The organism is Alcaligenes sp. SJTW-7 (genome assembly GCF_047716895.1).
GTDB classification, from domain to species: Bacteria; Pseudomonadota; Gammaproteobacteria; order Burkholderiales; family Burkholderiaceae_B; genus Alcaligenes; species Alcaligenes ammonioxydans.
This window is the reverse complement of record NZ_CP136682.1, coordinates 1,648,584-1,673,014: the sequence shown is the minus strand read 5'-3', so window position 1 is coordinate 1,673,014 and position 24,431 is coordinate 1,648,584. Positions and strand designations below refer to the sequence as shown.

Annotated in this window: 22 protein-coding genes and 1 pseudogene; 10 read left to right on the top strand and 13 right to left on the bottom strand. The window is 56.0% G+C overall.

The features are described 5' to 3' along the window. Positions 1-3: 3 nt before the first annotated feature. Entirely contained in the window at positions 4-558 is a 555-nt protein-coding gene (locus RSQ48_RS07485) for a cytochrome b (RefSeq protein ID WP_003801291.1), read from the bottom strand. Between the two features lie 497 nt (positions 559-1,055). Between RSQ48_RS07485 and RSQ48_RS07480 the strand changes: the two genes are divergently transcribed. The 7 genes from RSQ48_RS07480 (at position 1,056) to RSQ48_RS07450 (ending at position 8,139) form a co-directional block, all read left to right on the top strand. Further along, positions 1,056-2,573 carry a CoA-acylating methylmalonate-semialdehyde dehydrogenase gene (locus RSQ48_RS07480; protein WP_415302290.1) on the top strand — a complete coding sequence of 506 codons (1,518 nt, stop codon included), beginning with the start codon at positions 1,056-1,058 and terminating at the stop codon, positions 2,571-2,573. A gap of 94 nt (positions 2,574-2,667) precedes the next feature. Continuing rightward, a complete protein-coding gene (locus RSQ48_RS07475) occupies positions 2,668-2,994 on the top strand; it encodes a hypothetical protein (protein WP_003801296.1) in 327 nt (108 codons plus the stop codon). Between the two features lie 259 nt (positions 2,995-3,253). Then, a complete protein-coding gene (locus RSQ48_RS07470; protein WP_003801299.1) occupies positions 3,254-3,718 on the top strand; it encodes an NUDIX hydrolase in 465 nt (154 codons plus the stop codon). Between the two features lie 228 nt (positions 3,719-3,946). Then, on the top strand, positions 3,947-4,666 hold the full coding sequence (locus RSQ48_RS07465) for a response regulator transcription factor (protein ID WP_003801300.1): 720 nt from the start codon (positions 3,947-3,949) through the stop codon (positions 4,664-4,666). After that, on the top strand, positions 4,659-6,041 hold the full coding sequence (locus tag RSQ48_RS07460; RefSeq protein WP_415302289.1) for an ATP-binding protein: 1,383 nt from the start codon (positions 4,659-4,661) through the stop codon (positions 6,039-6,041). The genes RSQ48_RS07465 and RSQ48_RS07460 overlap by 8 nt, the downstream gene beginning before the upstream one ends. A 122-nt stretch (positions 6,042-6,163) precedes the next feature. After that, positions 6,164-6,613, top strand: a complete 450-nt coding sequence (locus RSQ48_RS07455; protein ID WP_081050018.1) for a tripartite tricarboxylate transporter TctB family protein — start codon at positions 6,164-6,166, stop codon at positions 6,611-6,613. 2 nt (positions 6,614-6,615) lie between these two features. Further along, entirely contained in the window at positions 6,616-8,139 is a 1,524-nt protein-coding gene (locus tag RSQ48_RS07450) for a tripartite tricarboxylate transporter permease (protein ID WP_415302288.1), read from the top strand. Between the two features lie 130 nt (positions 8,140-8,269). Here the strand turns inward: RSQ48_RS07450 and hisI are convergent, their stop codons facing one another. The 12 genes from hisI to metE form a co-directional block, all read right to left on the bottom strand. Beyond that, positions 8,270-8,785 (bottom strand): phosphoribosyl-AMP cyclohydrolase, encoded by a 516-nt coding sequence (gene hisI, locus RSQ48_RS07445; protein ID WP_230406289.1) that lies wholly within the window; start codon positions 8,783-8,785, stop codon positions 8,270-8,272. Further along, entirely contained in the window at positions 8,782-9,234 is a 453-nt protein-coding gene (gene fur / locus RSQ48_RS07440) for a ferric iron uptake transcriptional regulator (protein ID WP_003801310.1), read from the bottom strand. Before fur ends, hisI begins: the two co-directional genes overlap by 4 nt. Positions 9,235-9,259: 25 nt before the next feature. Continuing rightward, positions 9,260-10,654, bottom strand: coding sequence for a dihydroorotase (locus RSQ48_RS07435; RefSeq protein WP_415302287.1), 1,395 nt, complete (start codon positions 10,652-10,654; stop codon positions 9,260-9,262). Further along, positions 10,651-11,208, bottom strand: coding sequence for a SufE family protein (locus RSQ48_RS07430; RefSeq protein ID WP_415302286.1), 558 nt, complete (start codon positions 11,206-11,208; stop codon positions 10,651-10,653). The genes RSQ48_RS07435 and RSQ48_RS07430 overlap by 4 nt, the downstream gene beginning before the upstream one ends. Further along, positions 11,105-11,380, bottom strand: coding sequence for a membrane protein insertion efficiency factor YidD (gene yidD / locus RSQ48_RS07425; protein WP_003801316.1), 276 nt, complete (start codon positions 11,378-11,380; stop codon positions 11,105-11,107). Before yidD ends, RSQ48_RS07430 begins: the two co-directional genes overlap by 104 nt. Before the next feature lie 130 nt (positions 11,381-11,510). After that, positions 11,511-12,452, bottom strand: a complete 942-nt coding sequence (folE2, locus tag RSQ48_RS07420; protein ID WP_415302285.1) for a GTP cyclohydrolase FolE2 — start codon at positions 12,450-12,452, stop codon at positions 11,511-11,513. A gap of 63 nt (positions 12,453-12,515) precedes the next feature. Further along, on the bottom strand, positions 12,516-13,733 hold the full coding sequence (gene zigA / locus RSQ48_RS07415; RefSeq protein ID WP_415302284.1) for a zinc metallochaperone GTPase ZigA: 1,218 nt from the start codon (positions 13,731-13,733) through the stop codon (positions 12,516-12,518). 290 nt (positions 13,734-14,023) lie between these two features. Beyond that, on the bottom strand, positions 14,024-15,736 hold the full coding sequence (locus RSQ48_RS07410; RefSeq protein WP_131071635.1) for an acyl-CoA dehydrogenase family protein: 1,713 nt from the start codon (positions 15,734-15,736) through the stop codon (positions 14,024-14,026). A gap of 19 nt (positions 15,737-15,755) precedes the next feature. Continuing rightward, positions 15,756-16,403: a TetR/AcrR family transcriptional regulator gene (locus tag RSQ48_RS07405; protein WP_059317735.1), complete on the bottom strand. Its 648-nt coding sequence runs from the start codon at positions 16,401-16,403 to the stop codon at positions 15,756-15,758. 532 nt (positions 16,404-16,935) lie between these two features. Further along, entirely contained in the window at positions 16,936-17,964 is a 1,029-nt protein-coding gene (locus tag RSQ48_RS07400) for a methionine synthase (protein WP_415302283.1), read from the bottom strand. A 29-nt stretch (positions 17,965-17,993) separates the two neighbouring features. Beyond that, on the bottom strand, positions 17,994-18,971 hold the full coding sequence (locus RSQ48_RS07395) for a DUF1852 domain-containing protein (protein WP_415302282.1): 978 nt from the start codon (positions 18,969-18,971) through the stop codon (positions 17,994-17,996). Positions 18,972-19,223: 252 nt separating this feature from the next. Next, positions 19,224-21,515, bottom strand: coding sequence for a 5-methyltetrahydropteroyltriglutamate--homocysteine S-methyltransferase (metE, locus tag RSQ48_RS07390; protein ID WP_415302281.1), 2,292 nt, complete (start codon positions 21,513-21,515; stop codon positions 19,224-19,226). Between the two features lie 111 nt (positions 21,516-21,626). Here metE and RSQ48_RS07385 point away from each other — a divergent pair, with 111 nt between their 5' ends. From RSQ48_RS07385 to glmM, 3 genes and pseudogenes are all read left to right on the top strand, one after another. After that, on the top strand, positions 21,627-22,538 hold the full coding sequence (locus tag RSQ48_RS07385; protein ID WP_003801333.1) for a LysR family transcriptional regulator: 912 nt from the start codon (positions 21,627-21,629) through the stop codon (positions 22,536-22,538). 725 nt (positions 22,539-23,263) lie between these two features. Beyond that, positions 23,264-24,079, top strand: coding sequence for a sulfonamide-resistant dihydropteroate synthase Sul2 (gene sul2, locus RSQ48_RS07380; RefSeq protein WP_001043260.1), 816 nt, complete (start codon positions 23,264-23,266; stop codon positions 24,077-24,079). 86 nt (positions 24,080-24,165) lie between these two features. Further along, a pseudogene (gene glmM / locus RSQ48_RS07375) lies at positions 24,166-24,408 on the top strand (phosphoglucosamine mutase); the annotation flags it as partial. Positions 24,409-24,431: the final 23 nt, after the last annotated feature.

The window sequence follows — 24,431 nt, the reverse complement described above, 5'->3', positions numbered from 1 at the left end:
GATTCACAACTCCACCTGTTTGCCCAACATGCGGCGCAAGGTCTGATTCTTCAGCACAAGGTGGTTTCTGAACGCGCCAAACAGATGTAGAGCAAGCCCGGCCACAAAAGCCGTCGCCCCAATGTTGAACAAAGCGTCCAGCACCGCCTTGAGCGGCTTGCTCGGGCCGATCGGAGCCGGGAGCATCAAGCCACCGGGCAGCTCAATTCCCACGCCGGCCGCTGCGCGGGACAGCCAGACGGCTAGCGGCAGCAGCACCATCGCCAATGCCAGGGCGGTGGCCACCGAGCGGGACACAATCACTTGTACCGGCGTGGGCGAGCCCAAGGGTAAAGGATGAGGCGAGCTCACCCTGGCCCAGAATCGATAAGCCGAGATCAGAAAGAGCATCAGCCCCAACAGATTCTGTATCGGCTCCAGTCGGGCAGACGAGGCCTGGGCCGCGGTTCGGGCCATTGCCACCTCCAACCCCAGGATAGACAGCAGTAAGGCTGCGACCAGCCAGTGCAGCACAATCGTAATGGGCGAGAACCTGAGTCCGTTGTCGCGCAACTGCATGACGACCTCCTTGAAAAAGCACTGAAGACCCTCTCCTGTCCTAGCACACACACCGTAAGCCGGGCGATACGCGTGAGTGCTGGCCAATGCCGCGCGGCTTGCAAAGAAGTGAGCGACGGGCCCGCCAAGGCCCTTGCTCTGGAACGGGTCACCGTCCGCACGCCGCTAAGATAGACACGATCAATCATCAAGTAAAATGATAAAACCTGATAGGACCAATCTTTATTTATGATTTATTTAATCTTTATACCCTGTCATGAGGCGACGGCCAACGAGTCAGGCGTCACCGCATCTATCGCCCAGGTTTAACTGGCATAAGCCACGGTCCTGACGAGTAACGCCTCGGCTCATCGCAAGCCTGCGTTGAACGTAGTGCTTGTTATTCACTATTAATGATTTATAAATTCATTATTCATCATTTTACATGATTCTTATAGTCACCTATCTTAGGAGTTGCTAATGCTGCTTTACAACGCCCCCTCCAAGAGACTGACTGCATGACTCATCCTGTCGCCCTTATTGACCACTACATCAACGGCCAGCGCGTGCCGGGCACCTCCGGCCGTCATCTGGACGTCTGCAATCCCGCCACCGGCGCCGTTAGCGCTCAGGTCGTCTTGGCCACCGCTGCCGAGGTGGATAAGGCAGTTCAGGCCGCTGCAAGCGCCTTCCCCGGCTGGGCGGACACCCCACCTATCCGCCGCGCCCGAATCCTGTTTAAGTTTTTGCAACTGCTGAACGAGCATAAGGACAAGTTGGCCCACCTGATTACCGCCGAGCATGGCAAGGTCTTCAGCGATGCCCAAGGTGAAGTGGCTCGCGGCATTGAAATCGTGGAGTTCGCCTGCGGCATCCCGCAACTGCTGAAAGGCGATTACACCGAACAGGTATCAAGCCATATCGATAACTGGACGGTACGCCAAGCTCTGGGCGTCGTGGCGGGTGTGACCCCGTTCAACTTTCCCGTCATGGTGCCCATGTGGATGTTTCCGCTGGCCATTGCCGCCGGAAACACCTTTGTTCTCAAACCCAGTCCGATCGACCCCAGTCCCTCGCTCTTGATCGCCCAGTTGTTCAAACAGGCGGGTCTGCCCGATGGGGTATTCAATGTGGTGCAAGGCGACAAGGAAGCGGTTGACGCGCTGCTGGAACACCCGCTGGTGCAGGCCATCAGCTTTGTAGGCTCGACGCCGATCGCCCACGCCATTTACGAAGCGGGCGCTCGTCATGGCAAACGAGTGCAGGCGCTGGGTGGTGCCAAAAACCATATGGTGGTGATGCCCGATGCCGATATCGATCAGGCGGTGGACGCACTGATCGGTGCCGGCTTCGGTTCGGCGGGCGAGCGCTGCATGGCCATCAGCGTAGCCATATTGGTGGGGGATGTGGCCGACCGGCTCATCCCCAAACTCGTCGAGCGCACGCAAGCCTTGAAGGTGCTAAATGGCGAAAACCCGGCCGCCGAAATGGGCCCCCTCATAAGCCGTGCCGCTTACGAACGCATTGCCCACTACATCGCACTGGGCGTACAGGAAGGTGCCCGACTGCTGGTCGACGGCCGCCACTTTCAAGGCAGTGAAGCGGGACCAGGCTGCGAGGACGGCTTCTGGATGGGCGGCACCTTATTCGACGGTCTGACTCCTGAGATGCGTATTTACCAAGAGGAAATCTTCGGGCCGGTACTGGGCTGCATGCGGGTGGCGAACCTTGAGCAAGCCTTAGAACGGGTCAATGCCCACGCGTTCGGCAATGGCGTAGCCTGCTTTACGCGCGACGGTCATGTAGCCCGCGAGTTCGCGCGCCGCATTCAAGTCGGCATGGTGGGAATTAATGTGCCTTTGCCTGTGCCAATGGCCTGGCACGGCTTTGGCGGCTGGAAAAAGAGCCTGTATGGCGATATGCATGCGTATGGAGAAGAAGGGGTGCGCTTTTACACCCGGCAAAAATCCATCATGCAGCGCTGGCCGGAACGCATCGCCAAAGGCGCGCAATTTGTCATGCCCACTACGCAATGAGCACCACAGCCACCTTTTAGGGTTCAACAAGCGAACGCCCCATGCGTTCCGTGGCTGCCACCGACTTTGCCGTCCCTCTCCCCTGCCCCTGCATATGCTGACTGACGATCAACGCGACCTCATCAAGACCACCGCTTGCCTATTGGAAACAGGTGGTGACGCCCTGGCCATCCATCTGTATGCCTTGTTGCTGCGTACCTGCCCCCTTGCAGAATCCCAGGCCCCCTGGACCAGCAAGCTGCATAAGGCCCTGCCCGTCCTGCCTGAGCTCGATCCCATGACAAGCACCTGTCTGCTACAGGCCATACAGGATGTACTGAATCCTAGTGTGGGCGAGGACACCGTGCTTGGACGGTGGACGTCTGCCCGCCAACAACTGGCTGATCTACTCATTCAAGCCCAGCTTGCCAGCGATGCGTAGTCCGTCGTGGGCATGCGGGTCAGGGCCAGGGCGCAGGGAGCAAGGGTCACGCAAAGGCAGGTATACTCGCCCAGGTCATATTGTCAAAAACCGTCTTTATGATCGAGGGGCCCTGGGAAGCGGGCTGAAAAACTGCCTGTCCCTGTTGCTAAGCAGAGTGACCGGCTGAGCTTGATCCGGGTCATGCCAGCAAAGGAACGGATCGCTATCTGCTCGCCGCTTGATCAAGGAAGGCCATCCTTGACCTGGAGTTGCTATCTTGTCCGCTGATCCCGCTTCCCCTGCCACGGGACCGGTTCCCGCCACCCTGGCCGCCGTCGTTCATCAAGACCGAATTTTACTGATACGCCGCGCCAACCGGCCCGATGCTGGGCGCTGGGCATTCCCGGGCGGCAAAATCCGTCCCGGTGAAACCATTCATGCCGCCGCGCATCGTGAACTGCGCGAAGAAACTGGGGTACAGGGTCAGGCCCTGCACATCTTTGATGCCCTGGATGTGTTTGACCGCGAACCCAGCCCCACCCCGCCAAGCTATCCACATTTCATTCTTATCGCTGTTCTCTTTCAGTGGCAGTCGGGTAGCGCTCAAGCCGCCGATGACGCACTCGACGCGCGCTGGTTCACCGAGGCCGAGCTGGACGCGCTGGAGGTGGCACACAGCCTTGATGTACGTGGCCTCGCGCGCCGCGCATTGGCACTGGCTGCCTCCTGCCGCACTGCCTGACCGACACTGAGCCTCTGCAGCACCGGTCTACCCGCTTCTAATACGCAGGCTAATTATTCCTATAATCCGGAATGGCTTGCGATCGGGTGCCCATCCCTTTTTCTTTTCATCGCCGACGCCAAACATGAGCGTTTTGTCATGTTTGACTCATGATCCGCCTTAAGCCTTGCGAACAATCCGTTTTTTTAAATGGATGTCATTGCCTGTTTCTAAAAAATGGAAAGTCATATGTGGAATTGCTTATTGATTGAAGATGACCGCGACAACGCCCGCTATTTGGTAAATGGTTTGTCCGAACTGGGCTACTCGGTTGTCGCTAGTCACGACGGCGTATCCGGTTTGGAAAATGCCATGAAAGAGATATGGGACGTCATTATTCTGGATCGCATGCTTCCCAATCATGTAGATGGCCTCTCTATTCTTTTCACCTTGCGATCATTAGGAAAAAAAGTCCCCGTTCTGGTATTGAGTGCTTTATCAGGAGTGGACGACAAAGTGGATGGTTTAAAAGCGGGCGGGGATGATTATTTAATCAAGCCTTTTTCCTTTCAGGAGCTGGCTGCCCGCCTGCATGCCTTGATCCGCCGCAGCACAGATAATGCAGAAATCAGAAGTGTGCAGATTGATGATCTGGTGATGAACATTCGTACACAGACAATCACCCGCGCAGGGGTCGTGCTGGAGCTGCAACCGCGCGAAATCAAACTCCTGTCCTACCTGATGATGAACAGTCACAAAATCCTGACCCGCACCATGCTGCTGGAAGTGGTCTGGGGTTACAACTTCGACCCGCAATCGAATGTGGTGGATGTGCTGGTCAGCCGCCTGCGGCGTAAAGTGGACAGGGAAGGCATTCCACCTCTGATTCATACGATACGCGGTCGCGGCTATGTACTCAGCGACAAGGCTAGCGTTGACGGGATCAGGCTGAAACGCAGCGATGATTGAGCTCCTGAAACGGCTCTGGGAGTCCACCTCGTTTCGGCTGACGCTCAACTACAGCATACTGGCCATCTTCACCACCTTGTTTCTGATCGGTTTTTTCTACGTTCAGGTCTTTGGTGCCTTGCGCGAAGAGCACTTGCGCCAGATCAGCGTTGCAGTGCAGCGGCTGAGCATTGCCTATGAAGTAGGTGGACGCGAAGAGGTCTTGCGCATGATCGAACTGACCTTGTCGGACCGGATTGATTCGGGGCAGGAAATCTACCTGCTGCTCGATGAGAACAAGCACACACTGGTGGGCAATATCCACGCGATCCCAGGCCTGAACGAACTGCCCGAGCAACAGGTGGTGGAAGTTCAGATCAAGCATATCGATGCCCTGTCTGAAGGAAATGTTCGCGTCACCAAATTGGCTGGCGGAGAAACCCTGGTAGTTGGGCACGAACTGGGCACCCTGAACGAGCTGCGTGCCATGCTGAGCCGCATCATCCTCACCTCCATGATGCTCGCCTTGATGCTGGTGATTCTGGGCGCCTACGTCTTTAGCAGCGAACTGAAATACCGCATCGGCCGCATCCGTGTGCTGACGGAGCAAGTAGGTGCAGGCGACATCTCCAAGCGTATCAGTTCCGAAAGCGAAGATATCTTTGGCCTGATCCACCACGACATCAACCGCATGCTGGACAAGATTGAAAGCCTGATGCAAAGCGCCCGCCATATCTCCGATACCGTAGCCCACAATATTCGCACGCCACTGACCCGAATCGTTGGCAAGCTGCGCGAGACCCGTAACCTGCCCGGCGTCCCGGCACCCGTCCAGCAGGCCCAACAGGAAGCCATTGAAGAAGTGGAGAAGCTGAGCGTACTGCTGGGCAAGCTGCTGCAGATTGCAGAACTGAATGCCGGAGTCCACCGACAAAGCTTTAAAGCCTGCAACCTGGAGCAGATTGCGGAGGACGTTCTGGATCTGTACCAGTTTATTGCGGAAGAAAAAGGGGTCAGACTGCACAAAAAGAGAATTGATGCCGTCACCCTGAATGGTGATAGCAATCTTTTAGCCAGTGCCTTGGCCAATATCGTGGACAACGCAATTAAATATGCCAGAAAAAACGTTAACGTCGGCATCGAAAGAAAAATCGGCCATCTTGTTGTGATTAGTGTTGAAGATGATGGCCCCGGTTTACCCGAAAGTGAATACGAGAACGTGGGCAAATATTTCTACCGCTACCATCATGACAGCGAAGGATTTGGATTGGGATTAAGCAGTGTTTCGGCCATCGTTGAATTACATCGCGGCGAACTGATTTTCTCAAAAGGAGAATCCGGCCTGAAAGTTACCATTGCGCTTCCCGCCCCCTCTTTTGCACAACCGCCAACATGACCAAAAGGTAATGAAACTGTCACCCTAAGCAAACTTCTGCTCCGCTAAGCTAGCCTCATTTTTAAACGCTCTTTTTCAGGAGTTATAAAAATCATGCGTGCTTTACGGAAATGGGGAGGGTCATGAGCAGACAAAAATATTACTCAGTTGGGCTGATGGTGGGGGTGGGCGTCTTGACGGTTCTGATGGGACAGAAATACTCCCTGGGCAGCCTGGCCCGCATGGGGCCGGGATACTTCCCGTTTCTGCTGGGTATCGTGATGATCGCGCTGGGCGCGCTGTACCTGTTTGTCGAGACCGCCTCGCACGACGAGGAGCAGGAAGAAGATTACGGCCCACCGCAATGGCGAGGCTGGCTGGCCATTGTGGGTGGCATCATCGCCTTCATTATCCTGGGCCGCTACGGCGGACTGGTTCCCGCCACCTTCGCCCTGGTGTTCATCTCGGCCATGGGCGACAAAGAGCACTCCTGGCTCACCGCTTTGCTGCTGTCCGTGTTTGTAACGCTGCTGGGTGTGCTTATTTTCTCCTGGGGGCTGGAGCTGCAATTTCCCCTGTTCACGTGGGGCTAGGCATGGACATTCTCTCTAACCTGATGCACGGCTTTGGCGTTGCCTTTCAACTGGATAACCTGATGTGGGCCGTCTTTGGCGTGTTCATGGGGAACCTGATCGGTGTTTTGCCCGGCATGGGCGTACTGGCCGCCATCTCCATCCTGCTGCCCCTGACCTACGCCATGACGCCCACGGCTGCCCTGATTATGCTGGCCGGAATTTACTATGGTTCCCAATACGGCGGCGGCATCACCTCCATCATGCTCAACCTGCCCGGAACCGCCTCACACGCAGTGGCCTGTTTGGATGGCAATCCCATGGCCCGCAACGGCAAGGCCGGCTCAGCCCTGTTCATGTTGATGTTGTCCTCCTTTTTTGGAGCCACGATCGGCATTTTGGCCATGATCCTGTTCTCGCCAGCCCTGGTCAATGTGGCCTTCAAGTTCGGCCCTGCCGAATATTTTTCCATGATGATGATGGGACTGCTGGCCGGGGCCACCTTGGCGAAAGGCTCGGCCATCAAAGGCGTGGCCATGGTGGTCATGGGGCTGATCTTTGGCGTGGTAGGGACGGACGTAAACAGCGGTGTGTCGCGCTTTGACCTCAATATTCCGGAGCTGCAGGACGGCTTGCAGATTGTGGCACTGGCCATGGGTCTGTTCGGTATTGCGGACTTCCTCAAGAACATCAACCGGATCCATAGCGGCCATACCAAGGCTATTGGTAAAGTCTCCACCCGCTCCCTGCGCCCGGAAAAAGGCGACATCAAGCAGTCCAAGGGCGCTTTGGTTCGCGGCACGGCCATTGGCGCTGCCTTCGGAATCCTGCCCGGCACAGGCCCGACCATTGCCTCCTTTATTGCCTATGCCACGGAAAAGAAAATCGCCAAGAAACCTGAGCGTTTTGGACGGGGTGCGATTGAAGGCATTGCGTCGCCCGAAGCCGCCACCAGTGCCTCGACCCAAACCAGCTTCATTCCTACCCTGAGCCTGGGCATTCCTGGCGATCCGGTCATGGCCTTGATGCTGGGGGCACTGATCATTCATGGCATCCAGCCCGGCCCACAAATGGTGGTCGAACACGCCGATATGTTCTGGGGCCTGATTGCCAGCTTCTGGGTGGGCAACATCCTGCTGCTGATCCTGAACCTGCCCCTGATCGGGATGTGGGTGCGTCTGCTGTCTGTACCTTTCAAGTACCTGTACCCCGCTGCCCTGTTCTTTGTGTGCGTGGGCGTCTATAGCACCAACAACAACCTGTTCGATGTCAACATCGTGCTGCTGTTTGGCATTCTGGGGTACGGCTTCATGCGCCTGCGCTTTGAAGCTGCCCCCTTGCTGCTGGGCTTTGTCTTGGGGCCGATGGTAGAAGAGAACTTCCGCCGGGCCCTGCTGCTGTCCCGCGGCGACCCCATGATCTTTCTGGAGCGCCCGATCAGCATGGTCTTTATCATCGCCTGCATCTTGCTGATACTGGGACTGAGTTACTCGTTCTGGCGCGCGAACCGTCAGAAAAAATGGGGGGGTCTGGCCAAAGCATCCTAGTGGAGCCAAACCCGTTCACAAGGCAACTGCGACAAACACAAAGCGGGGCGACCACGCCCGGCTTTGTTAGCCTGCTCCCCAAGGAAAACCGGACAGCCTCTTGTCTGGCCCCGTCCACCCAAACGGCAGGCTAAAGCACGGTAGGATTGGGCGCATCGCCATACACGTCCTGCGGATCAAAGGTCTTGGTCGACTCAATAAACACCAGTTTCTGGCCCTTGCGGTGCGCCGCTCCTACCGGTACCTGCCGATAAAAACAGGAGTAGTAGCCTACGTGGCAACTGGCTCCTGAACCGGCTACCCGCACGCGCAGCAGTACGGCGTCCTGGTCGTCATCGATGCGCATCTCCTCTACTGTTTGCACCAGACCACTACTCGCCCCTTTATGCCAGAGCGTCTGGCGCGACCGGCTCCAGTAATGGGCCTCGCCCGTCTGTATGGTTTTTTCCAAGGCTTCCCGATTCATGTACCCCAACATCAGGACCTCCCCGTTCTTCGCATCTGTAGTGATGCAGGCAATCAGGCCCTGTTCGTCAAATTTGGGCGCCAGCTCTTCGCCCTCTTCCACCTGTTCCACTGACACTCGAGGGCGCATCTGCACCATGGGGGTGTCGTCCAGTCCGCATTCTTTTCCTGCTGTTTTCACGTTTTCTCCTTGTCATGGGGGGAGCCGGGGCGATACGTGCAATCGGGATTCAGGCAAGGCCCATACAAGACGTGGCTATGAGCCAGAACTTGAAAGCCCCGCTCTTGAGCAATCGCTTGTTGGCGCTGTTCGATCACCTCGTCATGAAACTCCTGCACGCGACCGCAGTCCGTGCAAATAAGGTGATCATGGTGTTCGCCATCATCCCGCTCATACAGAGCCCGGCCGGGCTCAAAATAAACCTGCTTTAACAGGCCTGCCTGCTGCAATTGCGTCAGCACGCGATACACAGTGGCCAAGCCAATTTCACTGCCTTGCCGGATCAACTGACGATACACATCGTCCGCCGTCAAATGACCCATGCCGGGGGTCTGGAAAATCTCAAGAATTTGGATACGGGCTGCGGTCACCTTCAGACCACGCTCTTTAAGCTCTTTTGAATCCGTCATGGCGTACTCCTTGCTGAATGGGCGGCTAGGGGACATCCAGAAAACGCAGTGGCCTGCCTTGCGCTTGCCCTTCCAAGGCTTCATCACGAACCACACAATGGCCGCGCACAATGGTGTGAATCGGCCAGCCCACAACCGGCAGGCCGTCGTAGGGAGACCAGCCGCTGACGCTGGCCATCCAGTCGTTGCGAATACGACGCCGCGCCTTCAGATCCACAATGCTGAAGTCGGCATCAAAGCCCACGGCAATACGCCCTTTGCCTTCCAGACCAAAAATCCGGGCAGGACCGGTACTGGTCAAATCCACCAGTCGCTGCAGGCTCAGACGACCCGCATGCACATGGTTCAACATCAGGGGAAGGAGAGTTTGCACGCCTGTCATGCCACTGGGCGAGGCCGGGTAGCCCTGAGACTTCTCCGACAAGGTATGCGGCGCATGATCGCTGCCGATCACATCTACCACACCCGCTCGGACCGCCTGCCACAGCGCGTCCTGATGACGCTGCTCCCGCACCGGTGGATTCATTTGGGCCAACGTGCCCAAGCGCTCATAACAGTCGGGAGCCTGCAGACTCAGGTGATGAGGAGTGACTTCCACCGTCACGCGAGCTTTGTGGGCGGCCAGAAACTGCATTTCCTCTGCGCTGGACACGTGCAGCACATGCAGGCGGCGATTCACCTGTGCCGCCAGGCGAACGATGCGTTGAGTCGCCATCAACGCACTTGGGACATCACGCCAGACCGGGTGTTGCCGCACGTCCCCACTATCCAGAGCGATATGTTGGCGTTCACGCAGTCTGGCCTCATCCTCCGCATGCACCGCCAGCCGTCTGCGGCCATGACGCAAGATGCGGATCAGGACTTCATCCTGATCCGCCAGGAGATCGCCAAAAGAGCTACCCATAAAGACCTTGATGCCCGCGCAGCCTGGAAGCTGCTCCAGTTCCTGCAAAGATTCGGCATTCAAGGATGAGCCACCGATGTAAAAGGCGTGATCGCACCAGCTACGACCTTGAGCGGCATTTAGCTTGGCGTGCAGATCGGCAGCTCCCAGCGTCAAGGGATGGGTGTTGGGCATCTCGAAAATTGCAGTCACCCCGCCCAGGACCGCACCCCGTGTCCCCGCTTCCAGATTCTCCTTGTGCTCTAACCCCGGCTCTCGAAAATGCACCTGGCTGTCGATGACCCCTGGCAATACATGCAGGCCGCTCAAGTTCAGCAGGCACTCTGCGCTCCAGCTGGGCTGCAAATCGCCAAGAGCCATAATCCGGCCTTGCACACAGGCGATGTCAATGTGCTCGGCACCGTTAGGGGTCATTACCGTACCGCCACAGAGCAGCAGATCGGCATGGCGCAGATCATGCTGTTTGGTCGTTTCTGTGGACCGGGATAGAGGGGCCTTCAGGATTGCTGGCGTCATGGTTTTGCCTTTGCGGCTTCTGCACCCAGAGCATCTTGTGCCATCAAACGAATCCGCTCCATCATGTGAAACAGGCCATTGGCGCGATTCGGTGACAAGTGCTGCCCCAGTTCAATTGCCCGTAAAAAGTCGGGGGGATGGGACAGAATTTCTTCAGGCAGACGCCCCGAATACACCTTCATCAATAAAGCCAACAAGCCGGTGACGATGGCAGAATCACTACGAGCCTGAAAAAACAACCTGTGATCATGCAATTCAGAGACCATCCAGACCTGTGCCTGACAGCCGTGCAAACGATTCGCTTCTGTACGCCATTTTTCCGGGAAATCGGGCAAGGAGCGCCCCAGATCAATCAGATATTCGTAGCGCGCCATCCAGTTACCCAGGCACTGGAAACTGTCCACAATGGCTTGCTGAGTCTGAGCGATGGACTCTTTAGGTACGCCCCCCTTATCCACGGCCTTCTCCTGACTGCCTGGACGCTTGCCTGCCCTGATCGCCACGAGCAGGAACCGGGTCGTGCCCGCCCGGATGCCAAGGATGACAACGGACAAGGCGTTGTGCGGCCAGCCACGTTCCTTTGAAGGGGCCATGCGTGCGCAAAGCCTGAATCGCATACTGAGAACAAGTCGGATAAAAACGGCAGCGTGGCCCCAATAATGGGCTGATTAAAAGTTGGTAGCCCCGAACCAGCAGGACCAGGACAGAGACAAGAAAGGCTTTCATCGCCGCTCCGAAAGACGGGAATGGAGCATCAGGTCAGTCAGACTGAACGTGATCTTGCTGACCTGCTCCAGCAGCAAGCAAATTTGACCTTGCAGCAGTGTCTGACAAGGATTAGCAAGGGCTAAAACACTCATGGCTCCACGCCCCCGTTCAGTCCTGAAAAAGGCGTTGCTTCCGACAATGGAACTTTGAACGCCACCGTATCATGGGGATGCAAACTCTCTAAATGACGGACCCGAATACCAGGGTTCTGATAGCCCGCCAAGGCCGCTTCTATACGACGCGCTGCGTCCTCCACAAACATCAGGTTCTGGCCATTCAAGGCCGTAAAAGCTTGCTCGTCAGCCCGCTTGACGGCGGTTTGCAAGGGTGTTGCCAGCGCCTCTTCGACACGATCAATCAGCGCTAAAAACCCGCAGTCTTCCCTATTTTCCAATACGTGGACCTGAACCAGAGCCTGACTGCGCTGGCTATGCGGAGTGGCCAGACTGGCGTGCTCATGCAACCAGGCAGCAACCTCAACCGCACCTAGCACAGGCTGTTTTCCAAAGGCCTGCATAAAACCTTGTTCAATCAATTGCCGAGCCAGCGCCGCCGAACACGGACAGGTCGACGAATAGCCAATCTGAACCTGCACCTTGCACATAAAGATACCGTCCAAAAGTCTGGCTTCCAGCACGACGGGATAGGACTTCCAACCTGCCAGATCCGGCGTCACCAAGGCAGGCCGTCGCACCAATAAATCAAATCTGAAACCCAAGCGCGCACTGCGCGTGCCGCAGTCCTCCTGGCTATCCACCATGCTTTGCAAAAGACGTCGCAGCTCCAACGGCGACAAGGCCTGTTCGGGCGGCAGGTCATTCAGCAAGCGATACAGCCTGGACATGTGTATCCCTTTCACATGCGTCAGCGGCAAATCAACCTGGGCATCCACACGCGCATGAAGTTGGCGCGCATAGCCCGGTTCAACCACGGTAATGGGTAAATCGATTCCCTCCATACCTACCCAAGACAGCGGAGTCAGGCCATAGCTGGAATCGTTCAGAGCCGGGTCGGGAAGTACAACAGTCATACTCAACATCCAATCAAAAGGCCTTGTCCAAGCCGACAGAGACTTGGCAAGACCTCAATTCCATCAAGGCCAGTCTGAAAACGGATTTGTCCATGTTGTCCAGGTGCTGGGACCGCTGGCCATTTCTTCATCGCTTAACAGGCAGGCATCGAAACGAGCGCGCAATGCAGCCTCGTCCATCTCCATGCCAATCAGCACCAGCTCCTGCCGCGCGTCCCCGACTCGCTCATCCCATTTTTCCTTGATCAGGGCTACCGCTTCGGGGTCTTGCGGCCAGCGTTCGGGCGGCATGGCAGCCCACCAGTAACCCGCCACGTGATAGCGAGCCACCGCGCCCGCCTGTGACCAGGAACCCGCCAAAGTCGGGAAGTTTGCCAACCAGAAAAAGCCTTTGGAACGCACCACGCCGGGCCATTCGCTTTCGACCAGATCCAGAAAACGCTGCGGATGGAACGGACGGCGTGCGCGATAAACAAAGCTGCCTATGCCGTATTCCTGTGTCTCCGGAGTGTGAGTGCCACGCAATTCCTGCAGCCAGCCTGGGGCTCTGGAGGCTTCTTCAAAGTCAAACAGACCGGTGTTGAGCACGCGGTCCAGGGGCACCTTGCCGAACTCGGCCATTTCAATACGTGCGCGAGGATTCAGGCTGCTCAGAATGGCCATCAGGCGCTCGCGTTCTGGCTCGCTGATCAAGTCAATCTTGTTCAGAACCAACACGTCACAGAATTCGATCTGCTCAATCAACAGGTCCACAACGGTACGCGCGTCTTCTTCACCCAGGGATTCACCCCGGGACTGAATGCTGTCTTGCGAGCTGTAATCGCGCAGGAAATTAAAGGCGTCCACCACCGTGACCATGGTATCGAGGCGAGCGACTTCGCCCAGGCAACGGCCATCCTCGCCTTCAAAGGTGAAGGTCTCAGCCACGGGCAGCGGCTCTGAAATGCCAGTGGATTCAATGAGCAACTGATCAAAACGCCCCTCCTTGGCCAAACGATCAACCTCCAGCAACAAGTCCTCGCGCAAGGTGCAGCAAATACAGCCATTGCTCATTTCCACCAGCTTTTCATCCGTGCGCGATAGCTCGGCACCACCGTCACGAACCAGAGCCGCATCTATATTGACCTCGCTCATATCGTTCACGATGACGGCCACGCGGCGGCCTTCACGATTGTTCAGGATGTGGTTCAGCAAAGTCGTCTTGCCCGCACCCAGAAAGCCGGACAAAACCGTTACGGGAATGCGGGCCGCGGGATCGACCGGCGTGTTATTAAGGTTCATCGTCATTTCTCTTCATTCTTGAGCATCAATGGGCGGTTCCTTGCACAGGATTTTGCCAATTTTGATATGTTATAACATAACAATATTTAGCCAAGAAAAAACCCTCTTGCAAGGAGGGCTGGAAGACTAGAACGGACAACCTGATTCTTCCAGCCCCACGTCACGGGAAGCGGGAATCAGGTGTCAGGTGGCCGCCTCGCCTGCAAAGCCACCCGGTTCAAGCAACAAGGGCTATCCAAGACTTGATCCAGATAGCCCCCGCTCACTCCAGACTTTGCAAACAGCAAAGATCAATCTGTGACCATCGCCCTGCGCACAATTTTCTGCGCGATTGAGGAGGACGTTGCCATTTCCAAGGTGCCGTAATGCGCTCCCCAAGACCCCACATCCCCGCCGCTGCGCGTACTTAAAAACACATCCGCCACCTCTTGAGAGCTATAGCGCAGCAGCTCGGCTGCCTGCGAGACGCGGGCGACGGCTTCAGTCATGGGGCGGGCCAGAAACTCGTCCTCGATCGCCGCTCTCACCAGACGCTCAGTGTGCTGCACCAACGCATCGAAGCGCTTGTCTTGCCCGGCCAAGGGTTTGAGTTCATCAAAAACCGCCTCCACCGTGCGCGGATCCCTGATCATGGCGCGCCGCACATCCATACACATCATATTGGCCGTGCCTTCCCACACGCTGTTCAAGGGTGCCTCTCGATACACGCGGGCCATGGGGTTCTCTTCGATAAACCCGTTCCCACCATGACACTGCAAGGCTTCATTCGCGATGGAGGGCGCGCGTGAGCAATTAAAGTATTTGGCCGCAGGAGTCGCTACCCGAGCCAGCAGTCGTTCATGTTCGCTGCTTTGCATCAGATCCGTCGCCTTGGCCACTCGCAAAGCCATCAAAGTTGCCGCTTCCACCTCGACCGCCATATCCGCCAGCACATTGCGCATCATGGGGCGGTCGGCAATAGAGGTTCCAAAAGCCTTGCGTGATGTCGTGTGACGCAGAGCCAAGGTTAGCGCCTGCCGCATCAAACCCGCCGAGCCAATCGCAAAGTCCAGACGCGTCAGATGCGAGTGCGACAGGATTTCCCGAATACCGCGCCCTTCCTCCCCCACCCGAATCGCCAGCGTGCCGGCATACTCCACTTCACTGGACGCGTTGGATCGATTCCCCGCCTTGTCCTTCAAGCGCTGCACAAAAAAGCGGTTGTAGCTGCCGTCCGGCAAGGTACGGGGCAAGAAGAAGCACGTAACAGCGCCATTGACTTTAGCCAGCGTAAAAAAGCCATCGGACTGCGGCACCGAACAAAACCATTTATGCCCTGTCAGCTCATACCACTGCGCCGTAGCACCGTGATAATCCGCACTGTGGGAAAAGCGCGCGGTCGTCTGTGTCTCACGCAAGTCCGAGCCGCCCTGCTTTTCCGTCATCGCATAACCAATCACCACCGAGGGCTTGTCCCCCACTTCGCGACGACTATATTCATAGCGCGTCCCTTTGAGCTTATCCGCCCAGATCGCCAAGGCAGGCTCGGCCTCGAAACCAGCATAAGCCGCATAAGCCATGCCGGTCGGGCAGCCCGTACCGTGCTCCACCTGATTCCACAAATAAGACAAGACAGCGCGGGCGAAATGGCCGTTTTTCTCTTGGGTACGCCAGCTTAAATTGGGCACCTCGTGCTGCCAGGCCAGGCCCATCAACTCATGCCAGCTGGGGTGAAATTCCAGCCAATCAATCCGGTTGCCAAATCGATCATGCGTTTTAAGCTCGGGGATATGGCGGTTCGCCAAGTGAGCCAGTTCCTGCACATTTTCATCCCCAGCTACCGCCCCCAACGCCTGACAACGCGACGCGGCCCAGGGAGCTTCACGACTGATGGCGTCAACCAGCACCCGATCACCCGTAAAAGCATTGAACCCGCTGGCAGGCAAAGCCTGATTCAAAACCTGATGCGTGCTGTAACGATCCTCGGACGCAGTCAAAACACTGGGGGAAAGCGGCTGATTCATGTTTGTCTCCGAGTTTTTTCTAGGGTGTGGCAGAAAGGACTGCCACGCTGGCACACGCCATCTGGGCAATCTGGTCAGCCAGCGCGGCCACTTGGCGCTGGTAACTGTCCGTGCCATCGTGCTGTTGACGGCTTAAGGGAGAAAGCGGGCCAATCAGACCTTCCATGAAACCGCCCACAATGACGGTCGCCGCAATATCGGGCTGCACATCCTGACGCATTTCCCCCGCGTCCTGACCTTGGGAGACCAGGGCGTGAACAACCTGACTGATTGCGGCGCGATACACCAGACGAGCCGCGTCAATTTCCTTGTCGCAAGGCTCGGCAATCAAGGCATAGGCCAGGCGAGGATTGCGCATGGCACGTTTCACAAACGTGGCGACTGCGGCTTGCAGGCGCAGCATGCAAGAGCCGTCCGCCTGGGCGATATCCGTGAGTACGTCCACCTCACGCTGGGACACCTGCGACAGGACCTCTGCAAACAGCTCTGCCTTGGAGGGGAAGTAACGGTAGACCGTCCCGGTCGCCATGCCCGCCGCGGCCGCCACACTGGCCACCTGGGCTTCCTGCCAGCCACCCTCACTGACCAGACTGCGGGCCGCTTCCAGGATACGGCTCCGATTGTCATGCAAGCGGGCTTGAACAGCGGGAGTTTGTCGGTACGCCATAAAGAAGTGAATCCTGATTCATAACATGAGTGAATCCTAATTCATTTCTTTGTGGTGAACAAGAATTTCTTTATACAGTGGTCGCAAAAAACTCGCCTACAAGCATGGTAGGCTAGGTAGGCGCATTGATGACTTGAGGTCTGGGATGGGGAACCTGAGATCGGGGAACTGGGACCCAAGAGCGAAGTCTTGAAGTTGACTGTTGGGGCTTGCGCTATGGAAGTTCGAGGATGAGTGTGGACGCAGGTGGGCCGTTTGGCTCGTGGCGTTTGGTGTTTGGTGTTTGGTGTTTGGCGTTTGGGGATTGAGCTTATTCAGGGTTCAGCCCCTTTCCACACCTCTCCTTTTTCATGCCCCCAGGCTTTAAAACCTGGGGCTTTTACGAAACAAGGCCCAGGCTCCGCCCGGCAAAGATCTGCAGCACTCCTGCACACCCAAACAAAAAAATGCCCCCAGCAACAGCGATGGCAACACCATCTTGATCGTTTGCTGAGGGCAGCCTGAACAGGCTAGCGTTCAGGCATCAAAGCCATCAGGCCGACAGTTCCTTACGAACGATCTCAGCGCCGGCGCTCAGGGCGTGCAGCTTGCCGCGTGCCACTGCGCGTGGCAAAGGTGCCATACCGCAGTTGGTGGAGGGATACAGCTTGTCAGCGTCCACAAACTTCAGTGCTTTGCGCAGTGTGTTGGCCACTTCGTCAGCGGTTTCAATCACGTTGGTGGCCACGTCAATGGCGCCAACCATCACTTTCTTGCCACGGATCAGTTCAATCAAATCCATAGGCACACGGGAGTTCTGGCATTCCAGGGAAATGATATCGATCTTGGATTGCTGCAGCTTTGGGAATGACTCTTCGTACTGACGCCATTCCGAGCCCAGGGTTTTCTTCCAGTCCGTGTTGGCCTTGATGCCGTAGCCGTAGCAAATATGCACGGCGGTTTCGCACTTCAGACCTTCGATGGCACGTTCCAGAGTAGCAATACCCCAATCGTTGACTTCGTCAAAGAACACGTTGAAAGCGGGCTCGTCAAACTGGATGATATCCACGCCTGCGGCTTCCAGCTCTTTGGCTTCCTGGTTCAGGATTTTGGCAAATTCCCAGGCCAGCTTTTCACGGCTTTTGTAATGGTTGTCGTATAACGTATCGATCATGGTCATAGGACCTGGCAGGGCCCATTTGATCGGCTGCGAGGTTTGCTGACGCAAGAATTTCGCATCCTCCACAAACACGGACTTGGGACGGGTCACTGCCCCCACCACCGTAGGAACGCTGGCATCGTACCGGTCGCGAATACGCACGGTCTCGCGTTTCTCAAAATCGACCCCGTTCAGGTGCTCAATGAACGTGGTCACAAAATGCTGTCGCGTCTGCTCGCCATCGCTAATCAAATCAATGCCAGCGTGCAACTGCTCTTGCAAAGACAATCGCAGGGCGTCTTTCTTGCCTTCGATCAAATCCTCGCCCTCCAGTCGCCAAGGCGACCACAGCTTTTCAGGTTCGGCCAGCCAGGAAGGTTTAGGCAGACTGCCTGCGGTGGAGGTGGGTAGCAACTTTTTCATAAATAAATAACCTTGTTGTTTTTGATGAATCAACGCGCGTAATTCGCCGCCCATTGATCAAGAATGGCTTTATAGGGCTTGATAAAGCTCTCTTCTGTAAACCGACCTTGCTCAACCGCCAATCGGCTGCGCTCCTCGCGGTCGTACACAATTTGCGTTACCGAGTGATCGGGATTTTTCAAACTAGGTTGGTAACGCATTCCCGCCGCCGAGTTGGAATTATAAATCTCAGGGCGATAGATTTTCTGGAATGTTTCCATCGTGCTGATCGTACTGATCAATTCCAGACTCGTATAATCATTCAGCAAATCGCCCCGAAAATAAAAAGCAAACGGAGCAAGGCTATTGGGAGGCATAAAGTAACGAACCTTCAGACCCATTTTTGCAAAATACGCATCCGTAGGCGAAAACTCGTTTTGTTGATACTCAAATCCCAATACAGGATGCTGATTGCCGGTGCGGTGGTACACCTTGCTGCTGGACACGCTCAAACAAATCACGGGCGATTTGTTGAAGTTTTCCTGGTACAGCCTTGAATTGACAAAAGACTGGAACAACTTGCCATGCAGATCCCCAAACCCCTCCGGGGCACTAAAGCCATTTTTGTTCTTGTTGTGCTCCATCAGAACCACGCTGAAATCATAATCGCGCACATAAGAGGAAAAATTATTGCCAACGATACCATCAATACGTTTGTTCTCTTTATGGTCAACGATGGTCGTTTTCAGAATTTCAATTGTTGGGAAGGTGGAACCATTTCCCTCAATATCAATATCTACAGAGACAATATCCAACTCAAGAGCATAACGATCGCCCGCCGGATTATCCCAATGAGCCAAATTATTGAAGCGATTGTTAATCATGGCCAGCGTATTACGCAGATTCTGCTGGCGACTCTCACCTCGCGCCAAATTGGCAAAGTTAGTCGTCAGACGTGTGCTGTCTGCCGGACGATAGTTTTCATCGAAACGAATACTACGGATGCTAAACGCAAATTCTTGGTTCATTTTCTTTTGGACCCTAATTTCTGATATGGAAGCTGATCTGCTTGCCAACAAAATGGAATTGAGCAGAGCAGGCTTTTTATTTTGTTGCTGCACGGATTGACAGGCAAAGGCTCAACGCAAAGCCCTAGCGCGCCAAACCGGGAGAAGTTCTCTGCCTGGCGTCGCTGCCAGGCAAGTAGTCTGCGCTCTGGCTTATATAGAAAGTCCCAGCATCTGGCCGGGACTGTTTGCCAAACTCGATCCTTGAACCGATCAGACACTTGCCCGCAAGGTTTTCGCGGCGGCCACCATATTGCTCAAGGCCGGAATCACCTCTGCCCACTGACGGGTTTTAAGCCCACAATCCGGGTTCACCCACAGACGGTCTGCGGGCACACGCTCAGCGGCTTTCTTCATCAAATTCACGATGTGCTGCTCGCTGGGGATGTTGGGCGAATGAATGTCGTACACACCGGGTCCGATCTGATTGGGGTACTGGAAGTGCTCAAAGGCATCGAGCAATTCCATGTCCGAGCGGCTGGTTTCAATCGTGATTACATCGGCATCCATGTGCGCGATCGAGGAAATAATGTCGTTGAACTCGGAATAACACATGTGAGTGTGGATCTGCGTCGCATCACTCACCCCATTGGCAGCGATACGGAAGCACTCGACGGCCCAGTCCAGATAGCGCTGCCATTGCGATTGACGCAAGGGCAAACCCTCGCGCAAGGCAGCCTCATCAATCTGGATTACACGCACGCCGGCCTTCTCCAGGTCCAGCACTTCTTCGCGTATGGCCAACGCCAACTGCCGGCAAGACTCCGCGCGGGGCTGATCGTCCCGCACAAAAGACCAGTTCAAAATCGTCACCGGCCCTGTCAACATGCCCTTCATCGGCTTTTGAGTGAGCGACTGAGCGTACGTAATCCACTCCACCGTCATGGCATGGGGACGGCTGATATCCCCAAACAAGATGGGAGGCTTCACGCAGCGCGATCCGTAGGACTGCACCCAGCCGAACTGGCTGAATGCGTAGCCCTCCAACTGTTCCCCAAAATACTCAACCATGTCGTTGCGCTCGGCCTCGCCATGCACCAGAACGTCCAGACCCAGCTTCTCCTGCTCACGCACGCTGCGCTCAATCTCGGCACGCATGGCGGCCTGATAGCTGTTTTCATCCAGACGGCCGGCTTTGAACTCACTACGGGCACGGCGAATGTCTGTCGTTTGGGGGAAGGAGCCGATCGTCGTCGTGGGAAACGCCGGCAGATTCAGAAACTGCGCCTGTTTGGCGGCCCGTTGCGCATACTCGCTCTTGCGCTTGCCCTGCTCGGCGCTAAGCCCAGCAACAGCCGCCTTCACCGCTGGATTATGGACACGGGGAGACTGACGACGCGCTGTCAGAGGCGCCAGATTCTCGGCCAACTCTGCCTTGACAGCCTCACGCCCATGAGCCAGGGCTTGGCCCAGAATGCGCAACTCGTCCAACTTTTGCAGAGCGAAGGCCAACCAGGATTTCACATCCGCATCCAGGTTCTGCTCGCTTTCCAGATCCACTGGCACATGCAGCAATGAGCAGGAAGGGGCCAACCACACACGATCTCCTCGTTGGCGTGCGATAGGCTCCACCCAGTCCAGCGTGGCCGTCAAATCCGTTTTCCAGATATTGCGGCCATTGATCACGCCCAAAGACAGTACCTTGTCCTTAGCAAGGAGTGTGAGCAACGCATCCACACCATCCCGATCGTTGATCGCATCCACATGCAAACCCGCCACCGGCAGACCGGCTGCCAAGGCAGTGTTTTCCAGCAGTTGTCCAAAATACGTTGCGACCAGCAGCTTGACGCCAACAGGTTTGAATTGCTCATACGCCTTTTTGAAGGCTTGCTGCCACTCGTCATCCAGCTCGGTGACCAGAATAGGCTCGTCAATCTGAACCCAGTCCGCACCCGCCTCAGCCAGGGCTTCCAACAACTGCACATACACCGGCAAGAGCCGATCCAGTAATGCCAGCTTGTTGGACTCATCCTTGGCTTTACCCAATGCTAAATAAGTAAGGGGCCCAATAATCACCGGCTTGGCGTGAACGCCCTGCTCCTGGGCTTGTGCCAACTGCTCCAGTAAACGCGAAGCGTGCAGCGTAAATTGGGTGTCGGCCTTGAATTCGGGAACGATGTAGTGGTAGTTCGTATCAAACCACTTGGTCATCTCACCAGCTGCCACTCCGCCGCAGCAGGCGCTATGCTCCTCCGCCCCTTGAGCGGACCGGCCTCGCGCGACACGAAAATAATTATCCAGCTCATCACCCTGAAAACCTTGCACACGTTCGGGCAGATTGCCCAGCAGAAAGCTGGTATCGAGCACCTGATCGTAAAAAGAAAAATCCCCTACAGGCACCAGATCCAGCCCCGCCTGATTCTCCCAGTGACGCTGACGCAACTGCGCGCCCAGGGCCTGAAGATCCTCACGCGAAGACTCACCCTTCCAATAGGATTCCAAAGCGAACTTCAGTTCACGTTTGGCGCCAATGCGCGGAAAGCCAAGATTATGAATCGTCGTCATGTGCTGCTCTCAAAGGACGGATGGAACAAAGAATGACTTGCATTGTAGGAAGCCGGTTCAATGAAGTAAAATGGTCTTATCTCACCGATTCATGAAAATACTTCACGTAACATGTTAGAGCGCATCCACCTGTCCGTCGTACAGCAAGTCGACAAGCAAGGCTCCCTGACCGCCGCTGCCAATGTACTGCACGTCACTCAGTCGGCCCTCAGCCACACCATGAGAAAACTGGAACAACAATTAGGCACTGAAATCTGGCGCCGCGAGGGCCGCAGCCTGCAGTTGACGCAGGCAGGCCAGTACCTGCTGGCGGTCGCCAATCGCGTGCTGCCTCAGTTGGACCTGGCCGAAGAGCGCCTGGGTCAGTTTGCTCAGGGAGAGCGCGGATCGCTGCGTATCGGTATGGAATGCCACCCCTGCTATCAGTGGCTGCTGAAGATCGTCTCCCCCTATCTGAACGCCTGGCCAGACGTGGACGTCGATGTGAAGCAGAAATTCCAGTTCGGCGGAATCGGTGCCTTGTTTGGCTATGAGATTGATCTGTTGGTCACACCGGACCCGCTCTACAAGCCAGGTTTGAAGTTCGAGCCCGTGTTCGATTACGAGCAGGTGCTGGTGGTTAATACCGAACATCGCCTGGCTACCGCAGACTATGCCAAACCTCAGGACATAGACCGGGAAGTGCTGATTTCCTACCCGGTGGACATAGACCGGCTGGACATCTACAACCAGTTTCTGCTGCCCGCCGGCATCGCCCCCAGACGGCACAAAACGATTGAAACAACCGACATCATGATGCAGATGGTAGCCAGCGGCCGTGGAGTGGCGGCGCTACCGCGATGGCTGGTGGAGGAGTATGCCGAAAAGCTGGACGTGGTACCGGTCAGGTTGGGCAAACAAGGCATCGCCAAACAAATTTACCTGGGGATGCGGGAGACGGAGGCCGTAATTGACTACCTGCAGGCCTTTATGGAGCTGGCGCGGGGGTTTGGGCCCGGAGGACAAGAGCAGAACAAGAAGTAAAGCGCCACTTACAGACGCTTTAATATCCCCTTGTCTGAATCATGAAGCCATGATGCTGACGAAGTAAGGAAGATACGCGTATACCATCGCGCCCCATAGACTGAAAATGCCATCAAGCGCGTTTCACTGCACCCTTTGCGCCCAATCCACAGGCCATGCCTACTGAGGCTGCCCCACCGTGGGACACCGACGATGCGCGCCGGGATTGGCCCAAGCAAGGCCAGAAAACAACTACATCACTAACAAGGACGTGGTGGCAAGCCTGAACTCGTCGGCGAGAGCCATCAACGTACATAGGCTTACTATGCAACGGAAAGAGTCGGGTTCCATTTGCAAAAGCGGATGAATGTAAATAAGCCCGCAGTAATGCGGGCTTATCAGGTTTTATGCCATCAGGAGCACGGTACTGCCAGACGCGGGATCATTCCCACTCTATTGTAAACAAGAAATTTTTATCTTTTATATTCAATGGCTTATTTTCCTGCTAATTGGTAATACCATGAAAAATACCATGCTCAGAAAAGGCTTAACAATATTTTGAAAAATTGCCTACTGAGCGCTGCCGCACAGCTCCATAGGCCGCTTTCCTGGCTTTGCTTCCAGATGTATGCTCTTCTGCTCCTGCAGCTAATGGATCACCGCAAACAGGTTACTCGCCTGGGGATTCCCTTTCGACCCGAGCATCCGTATGAGACTCATGCTCGATTATTATTATAGAAGCCCCCATGAATAAATCGCTCATCATTTTCGGCATCGTCAACATAACCTCGGACAGTTTCTCCGATGGAGGCCGGTATCTGGCGCCAGACGCAGCCATTGCGCAGGCGCGTAAGCTGATGGCCGAGGGGGCAGATGTGATCGACCTCGGTCCGGCATCCAGCAATCCCGACGCCGCGCCTGTTTCGTCCGACACAGAAATCGCGCGTATCGCGCCGGTGCTGGACGCGCTCAAGGCAGATGGCATTCCCGTCTCGCTCGACAGTTATCAACCCGCGACGCAAGCCTATGCCTTGTCGCGTGGTGTGGCCTATCTCAATGATATTCGCGGTTTTCCAGACGCTGCGTTCTATCCGCAATTGGCGAAATCATCTGCCAAACTCGTCGTTATGCATTCGGTGCAAGACGGGCAGGCAGATCGGCGCGAGGCACCCGCTGGCGACATCATGGATCACATTGCGGCGTTCTTTGACGCGCGCATCGCGGCGCTGACGGGTGCCGGTATCAAACGCAACCGCCTTGTCCTTGATCCCGGCATGGGGTTTTTTCTGGGGGCTGCTCCCGAAACCTCGCTCTCGGTGCTGGCGCGGTTCGATGAATTGCGGCTGCGCTTCGATTTGCCGGTGCTTCTGTCTGTTTCGCGCAAATCCTTTCTGCGCGCGCTCACAGGCCGTGGTCCGGGGGATGTCGGGGCCGCGACACTCGCTGCAGAGCTTGCCGCCGCCGCAGGTGGAGCTGACTTCATCCGCACACACGAGCCGCGCCCCTTGCGCGACGGGCTGGCGGTATTGGCGGCGCTGAAAGAAACCGCAAGAATTCGTTAACTGCACATTCGGGATATTTCTCTATATTCGCGGTTCAGCAGGCATGTCCCCTTTGAGGGCGACCCGACGACAGGATAATCGACCTTATGGTGCGCAAATATTTCGGCACAGACGGTATTCGTGGCAAAGCCAACGAAGGCGCGATGACGGCGGAAACCGCCTTGCGCGTCGGCATGGCGGCTGGCCGTGTCTTTCGTCGCGGTGACCACCGCCATCGTGTCGTGATCGGCAAGGATACGCGCCTGTCGGGCTATATGCTTGAACCCGCGCTCACAGCCGGTTTCACCTCGATGGGCATGGACGTATTCCTTTTTGGCCCGCTGCCGACAACGTAGAACAGTTGTTTTCCCGC